The organism is Bradyrhizobium sp. (genome assembly GCF_049581145.1).
GTDB lineage: Bacteria > Pseudomonadota > Alphaproteobacteria > Rhizobiales > Xanthobacteraceae > Bradyrhizobium.
This window is the reverse complement of sequence record NZ_JBAURI010000580.1, coordinates 1-7135: the sequence shown is the minus strand read 5'-3', so window position 1 is coordinate 7135 and position 7135 is coordinate 1. Positions and strand designations below refer to the sequence as shown.

Sequence of the window (7135 nt, the reverse complement as noted above, 5' to 3'; positions counted from 1 at the left end):
CATCGGCACGATCATCACGACAGCCAGCGGCAGATTCCAGCTCTCATACTGCGCCGCCAGCACTAGGAAGACGAACAGCGCCGCGGCGCCGAACACCAGCAGCGACGAGGTTCCCGGCAGCTGCTGCTGGAAAGCAAGTTCGGTCCACTCGAAGCCGATGCCGGGCGGCAGCACCTGGTGGGCGAGCTCCTCCATCCGATGCAGCGCGGTGCCGGTGGCGACGCCCGGGGCTGCGACGCCCATTACTTCTGCTGCGGGAAACAGATCGTAGCGAGGCACGCGATAGGGCGCATTCACCGATTTCAGCCGCGCCACGGTGCCGACCGGCACCATTTCGCCGGAGCTGTTGCGCGCCTTCAGCCGCGCGATGTCCTGCGGGTCCTGGCGGAAGCGGCCATCGGCCTGCACGATCACCTCGTAGGTCCGGCCGAGAAAGTTGAAGTCGTTGACATATTGCGAGCCCATATAGAGCTGAAGCGTCGAGAATACATCGGTGGGTGTCAATCCGACCTTCTCGGCCTTCTCGCGGTCGATGTCGGCATAGACCGATGGGGAGCGCGTGCCGAATAGCGTGAAGACGCCGGCGAAGCTCGGATCCTTGTTGGCGGCTGCGACCAGAGTCTGTGCGGCCTTCGAGAGCGCCTCCGATCCAAGGCCGGCGCGATCCTGCAGCATCATCTTGAAGCCGCCGGCATTGCCGATGCCCTGCACCGGCGGCGGCGGGATGGTCAGCACATAGGCTTCCTGGATCACCGAAAGGCGCTTTCGCAGGTCGGCCAGCACGCTGCTTGCGGTCACGCCCTTGACCTGGTGGTTGTACAACGAGGGCAGGCCGGAGAAGATCGTGCCGGCATTGGAGGCGATGGTGAAGGTGGTTGCGTCCAGCCCCGCAAACGGCGCCACATGCTCGACGCCGGGCGTCGACATCATGATGTCGATCGCTTTCTTGACCACCGCCTCCGTGCGGTCGAGTGTCGCGCCGGGCGGCAGCTGCAGCACGGTAATCAGATAGCCTTGGTCCTGTTCCGGAATGAAGCCGGTCGGTGCGCGGGCGAACTGGAAGCCGGCGATGCCGATCAGCACCGCATAAATCGCGAGTACGGCGCCGGTGATCTGCACCAGCCGCCGCGTCAGCCGGCCATAGCTCGTCGACAGCCACTGGAATCCGATGTTGAAGCGGTCGAATCCCGCCAGCACCAGCCGCGCGATCCACGAGCGCTGCGCCTTGTGGCCGGGTTCATGGGCCTTGAACAGGACTGCGCAAAGCGCGGGGCTCAGGGTCAGCGAGACGAAGCAGGAGATCAGGGTGGAGGCTGCGATCGTCACCGCGAATTGCCGGAAGAACTGCCCTGTAATGCCCGAGAGGAAGGCCGAGGGCACGAACACCGCGCACAGGGTCAGCGCGATTGCGATCAGCGCGCCGCCGACCTCCCGCATGGTGACATGGGCGGCCTCGGTCGGGCTCATGCCGCGCTCGAGATTGCGCTCGACATTCTCGACAACGACGATGGCGTCGTCGACGACGATGCCGACCGCGAGCACGAGGCCGAACAGCGACAGATTGTTCAGCGAGATTCCGAGCGCATAGAGGAAGATGAAAGTGCCGACCAGCGACACCGGAATCGCGATCACCGGGATGATGGCGGCGCGCCAGCTTTGCAGGAACAGGAACACGACGCCAACCACCAACAGGATCGCGACGAAGATGGTCTTGATTACCTCGTCGACCGATTTGCCGACAAAGATGGTGGGATCGTAGATGATCTTGTCGCTGAGGCCGGGCGGAAAGTCCTTCGCCAGGACTTTCATCGTGTCGAGCACTTCATGCTCGACGGCGAGCGAGTTCGCGCCCGGCTGGGCGAAGATCAGCAGGGGCATGCCGGGTCCTTTGTCCATGAACGCGGTCGACCCGTAATCGGAGGCGCCGATCTCGACATGGCCGACATCGCGCAGGCGGGTCACGCGTCCCGCGCTGTCCGATTTCAGCACGATGGAAGCGAATTCGTCCGGCGTGGAGAGCCGGCCGAGCGTTTGCACATTGAGCTGATAGGCCTGATGCGAGGCGACCGGCGGCTGGTTCAGGATCCCCGCCGAGACCTGGACGTTCTGCGCGCGCAGCGCGGTCAGGACTTCGTTCGCGTTCAAATCGTGGGCGACGACCTTGTCGGGATCGAGCCAGATGCGCATGGCGTATTCGCGCCCGCCCACGATCTGAACGTCGCCGACGCCGGGCAGCCGCGCCAGCACGTCCTTCACGTGCAGCGTCGCGTAGTTCGAGATGTAGAGCGTGTCACGGGAGCTGTCCGGCGAATAGAGGTGGACCGCCAGCAGGATGTTCGGCGTCGCCTTGCGCACCTGCACGCCCAGCCGCTGCACGTCGTCGGGCAGCCGGGGCAGCGCGTCCTGGACGCGGTTCTGCGTCAGCATCTGCGCCACGTTGAGGTCGGTCCCGATCCGGAACGTCACGGTGATGGTGAGCTTGCCGTCGCCGGTCGACTGGCTGTTGATGTAGAGCATGTTCTCGACGCCGTTGATCTCCTGCTCGAGCGGCGTGGCAACTGTGCGCGAAACCACCTCCGCGGATGCGCCCGGATAGGTCGTGGTGATCTGAACCGTGGGCGGCACGATCTCGGGATATTGCGCAATCGGCAGGATCGCGAGTGCGCCCAGTCCGATCAGCGTCACAAAGACGCTGAGAACGGTGGCGAAGATCGGCCTGTCGATGAAGCTGTGGGTCATCGGAAGCTCCTGTCTTGAACCGTCTCAGCCTTGGCCGTCCGCGTGTGCGTCGTAATGGATGGTGCCGTCCTGCGGCGTGACCTTGGCGCCAGGAATGGCGCGGACTAGGCCGTCGATGACCACGCGGTCAGTTGGCTCAAGGCCGGACTGGATCACCCGCAAGCCACCGCGAAGCTCTCCGGTGGTCACGATCTTGGGCTTCACGGTCGCATCGGGGGTCACCGTCATCACCAGGCGCTGCGACTGGTCGAGCACGACCGCAGAGTCCGGCAGGAGATAGACCGGTGCGGGCGGCGCGATCGCGACGCGGAGCCGGGCGAACTGGCCCGGCGCCAGGAACAGGTCCGGGTTCGGCACCGTGGCCCGCGCGTGAATGGTGCCGCTCGAACGATCGAGCGAATTGTCGATGAAGTCGAGCGTGCCTTCCCGGTCAAAACTGGTCTCGTCGCTGAGGCCGATCGCGACCTTGTTGGCCAGCGGTCCACCGACGCGGGCTCGCTCGCGCGAGAAGGTCAGGAAATCGGATTCGCTCATGTCGAAGTCGAGATAGAGCGGATCGAGCGAAACCAGGGTCGCGAGCAGAGTGGTTGGGCTGGTGGCGGCGCGGCTGCCCGCGACCAGGCTGCCGATCGAAACCTGGCGCGCGCCGATGCGGCCGGTGAACGGCGCCCGGACGTGACAATATTCGAGATCGAGCTCGGCGTCACGGATGCGGGCCTTGGCGTCCTCGACTGCGGCCTGCGATGTATCCTGGTCGGAGGTGCGCTGGTCGACCGTCTCCTGGGTTGCGAATTCGTTGTGCCGCAGCGACTGCGCGCGCGAAAGCTCGTTGTTGGCGAGCGCGACGCGGGCCGTCGCGGTCTGCAGCGCCGCTTTGGCCTGCTCGAGCTTGATCTCGTAGGGACGCGGATCGATCACGAAGAGAAGGTCGCCCTTGTGCACGATCTGGCCGTCCCTGAAGTGGATCTCGGTCAGGGTTCCGCCGACTTGGGCTCGCAGCTCGACCCGGTCGACCGCCGAGAACTGGCCGAGAAAGCCAGCCCTCGTATCGAGCTCGCGCTGCAAGGGCTGACTGACCGTCACCGGCAGCGCAGGAGGTATCGACGCCGCCGCCTGGTTTGCCCTGTGGGGTCCAAAGCCCAGATAGACGGCGAAAAGACCAGCCACCGCGGCGGCGCCGACCGCGGCGGTTCTCCATGTCCGCCGGAGCGGCCGTGCGGGTCGATCAAGCGGCTCTCTTTCAAGCTTCGAGCGATCTGCAATCTGATCCATGAGGCTGTCCATAAGTCCTTGGCTACGGTTTGAATCCGGCCGGGCCGCGGCCCGCGTCCGCAGCGCAGCCGGCATCCGCTTGAACGTGTCGAAATGGGGGCCGGCACTGGTCATCTGGGCGCGGAAAAATCCCGGTTTGTGGGTTGATATTTGGAGCAAGTACTCCAATATCGTGCGTGCGATATAAACGCGGGGAGGCGCCGTTCAAGGATTTTTGGAGCGATGACACCAAAAATAATCAAGGGAAACGTCCAGGGAAGGGGTCGAGCAAGCAAGCGCGGCCGGGGACGACCTGTCGTGTTCGATCGCGACTTGGCGCTGAGCGAGGCGATGAAGCTGTTCTGGGAACGTGGCTATGAGGGCACTTCGTTCGACGACCTGATCGCTGCGATGGGGATCAGTGCGTCGAGTTTCTACAACTCGTTCGGCAGCAAGGAAGCGCTCTATTGCGAGGCCACGCGGTCCTACCTGGAATGGTCTGGCCAATGGTTCTTCGCCATTCTCAATGACCCTTTCATCGACACCAGGACCGCCTTCGCGCGGCTGTTCGAGTCGACCGCGGAAGAGTTCACCCGCGGCGACCACCCGCTGGGCTGCATGATTTCGCTTGCGGGAACCCACTGTCCGCCGGGAATGAAGCACATACGCGAAATGATGGTCGAGCATCGCGCCTTCTCGGAAGGCGCGATGGCGGAGCGCATCCAGAAGGGTATCAAGGCCGGCGACGTCCCCGAAGATACCGACTGCGAGATGCTGGCCGCCTATTACAGCGCCGTGGCGCGCGGACTTGCGGTACAGGCGCGCGACGGCGCATCGCGCGAGAAGCTGGCTGAAATCGGTCGACTGGCCATGCGCGCCTGGCCGGCCGGCAACGCGAGCAGACAATCCCAGCCTGGCCGCGACCGTCGCTGATCGATCGTTCAATTCACGACGCCTGATCTCGATTGTTTTCCCATTGGTCGAGCACTGCGCGCCGTCACGCGCTGACGTGTCGTGCCGATCTTCGGGCGCGCCTGCCCCCTCCATTGGGCAGGGTCAAATCGCAATTGAACGATGGGTCGACCATAGGGTAAGTTTCATGCAATCGCTCGTCTAGTGCCGCACGCGTTGCGACCGGACTTGGTTTCTACATTGCGCGGTCCTGCTGCCGACGTAAGCACCGTCCTGACCAACGAGGCAAATGCGGGCGCCGGCGCTGGGCGCCGTGGTCGGCAGCCTCGACCCGATCGCCCGTCGGTCACGCGAGGTCGATCGCGGCGGCACGACGAGGCGGCGCGGAGATGGCTTGACCGCCAGTGGCCGCGCGACCGTCGGTCATGAAGCGAGTATCTGACGCTATCCAGCCTCCGGCGTCCGATCTCGACCGGGGTGACGATGTGCGTCGGGCGTGTCACGTTTTTGGAGCCGATCCGATCTGCCGCCCGCCTGAAGGCAAGGCGTAGCAATCGCGATGTGCCCGCAATAGTGCGGATGGAAACGCGACGAGATGCATAGAGGTATGAGGAGATGGCCTTTGGCCACTCAGCGCGCGCTCGATCCGTGGAACCACGGGAACCCCTGCTTGCGCGGCCTCCAGGCCGCGCAAAAACGCGGCGAGGTGAGAAAATCGCCTTCAGTCTAAGGCGTTTCTCAATCAATCGAGCTCTACGTTGCATCGGGAGACTGACCGTGACGAAATCTCAAATCGCGCTCGCCCGATCGGGCTCTAAATCAGCTTGGGCCGGACAATCCGATCCGGCAAGCGGCAGAGCCATGCATGCGAGACTCGGCATCGTCTGGATCTTGCTGAGCGGCATCCTGCTGATCGCCGGCATCGGGATCGGCACAGGAGTCATGATCGACAGCTTTCGCGAGCGCGCGATAGCGAGCAGCGAGCGTGACTTGGAGAACACCACCCTTCTGCTCGCGCGCCACTTCGATGAGAAATTCGAGGACCTGGTCGACTCGCAGGCGCGGCTTGCCAAACGGCTGGATATTCCCGCCAGCGCGTCACTCGAGGAGTTCAGACAGCAGCTGTCCACGTCCGCCATCCATGCGCTCCTGACCCGCGAGATCAGCGATACTTTCGACACGGGCGATATCTTTCTGTACGATTCCGACGGCCAGATCGTCAACTCCTCGCAGCCCGGACCTCTTCCGGTCTTCAGCATTGCGGATCGCGGCTATTTCCATTCGTTCAAGACCGGTTCGACATCGGCGACAACGCTCGTGCAGCCGGTTCGCAGCCGTATCACGGGTCGGCCGACCACGATCCTCGCTCGCAAATTGACGAACGCGAACGGCGTCTTTCTCGGCGTCATGATCAGAGCGTTCTACCCGCATCACTTCGAGAAATTTCTGGAAACGCTGGACCTTGGACACAGCGCCACCGTCACGATTGCAAGCGGTGACGGCGAATTGCTGGCGCGATTTCCTCGTGTCGATGGTTTGATTGGGAGAAACATTCACGCAGGAATCGTCTTCCAGCAGGCCATTTCAAGATCCGGACCAGCGACGGCGCGTGTGATAAGCCCTGTCGACGGCACCGACCGACTGGCTTCAGCGCGCCAGTTGCGCTCGTTTCCGATCGTCATCGTCGCGGCAATCTCGACCGACGCGGCGCTCGCCGACTGGCGCGAGCAGACCAGGCTGCTGATCGTGGTCGCCTGCCTGGTGACGGTCGTGATCATCGCCATCTTTCTGCTGCTCGGCTGGCAGATGTCGCAGGAGCGGCGGGCTTCCGAGCGACAGCTCGCGCTCGGCAAGCAGCGTCTCGATACGGCGCTCAACAACATGTCGCAGGGCATCTGCCTGTTCGACGCCGACAAGAGGCTCGTCATCGCCAATCCACGCTTCCACGAGATCTACCGGATGGCGGAAGCGGAGGTCAGGCCGGGCATGTCGTTCGGCGCAATCCTGCAGCACAACTTCGCAAGAGGCGACAGGCTCGGTCAACCCTTCGACAAGGATGCCGAAGTCGGCGCGGCGAGATCGGATTATACGTTCAGGCTGGGCGACGGTCGCATCATCGCAATTCGGCGCGCGGAGACGCCGGATGGCGGCTGGGTGTCGACCCATGAGGACGTCACCGAACGCGAGCGCGCGGCAGCCGTGCTTGCGGAGCGGCTCTCCGACCTGGTCCAGG

4 protein-coding genes are annotated in these 7135 nt (G+C 63.8%); 2 read left to right on the top strand and 2 right to left on the bottom strand.

The window, feature by feature from the left end:
• Both WCB02_RS19245 and WCB02_RS19240 read right to left on the bottom strand, forming a co-directional pair.
• The coding region (locus WCB02_RS19245) for an efflux RND transporter permease subunit (protein WP_423960444.1) at positions 1–2739 on the bottom strand (2739 nt) is incomplete at its 3' end.
• Between the two features lie 24 nt (positions 2740–2763).
• Positions 2764–3906: an efflux RND transporter periplasmic adaptor subunit gene (locus WCB02_RS19240; protein ID WP_423960443.1), complete on the bottom strand. Its 1143-nt coding sequence runs from the start codon at positions 3904–3906 to the stop codon at positions 2764–2766.
• A 402-nt stretch (positions 3907–4308) separates the two neighbouring features.
• Here WCB02_RS19240 and WCB02_RS19235 point away from each other — a divergent pair, with 402 nt between their 5' ends.
• Both WCB02_RS19235 and WCB02_RS19230 read left to right on the top strand, forming a co-directional pair.
• Positions 4309–4923: a TetR/AcrR family transcriptional regulator gene (locus WCB02_RS19235; protein WP_423960441.1), complete on the top strand. Its 615-nt coding sequence runs from the start codon at positions 4309–4311 to the stop codon at positions 4921–4923.
• A gap of 840 nt (positions 4924–5763) precedes the next feature.
• Positions 5764–7135, top strand: a 1372-nt coding sequence (locus tag WCB02_RS19230; RefSeq protein WP_423960439.1) for a PAS-domain containing protein, incomplete at its 3' end; no start/stop codon positions are given.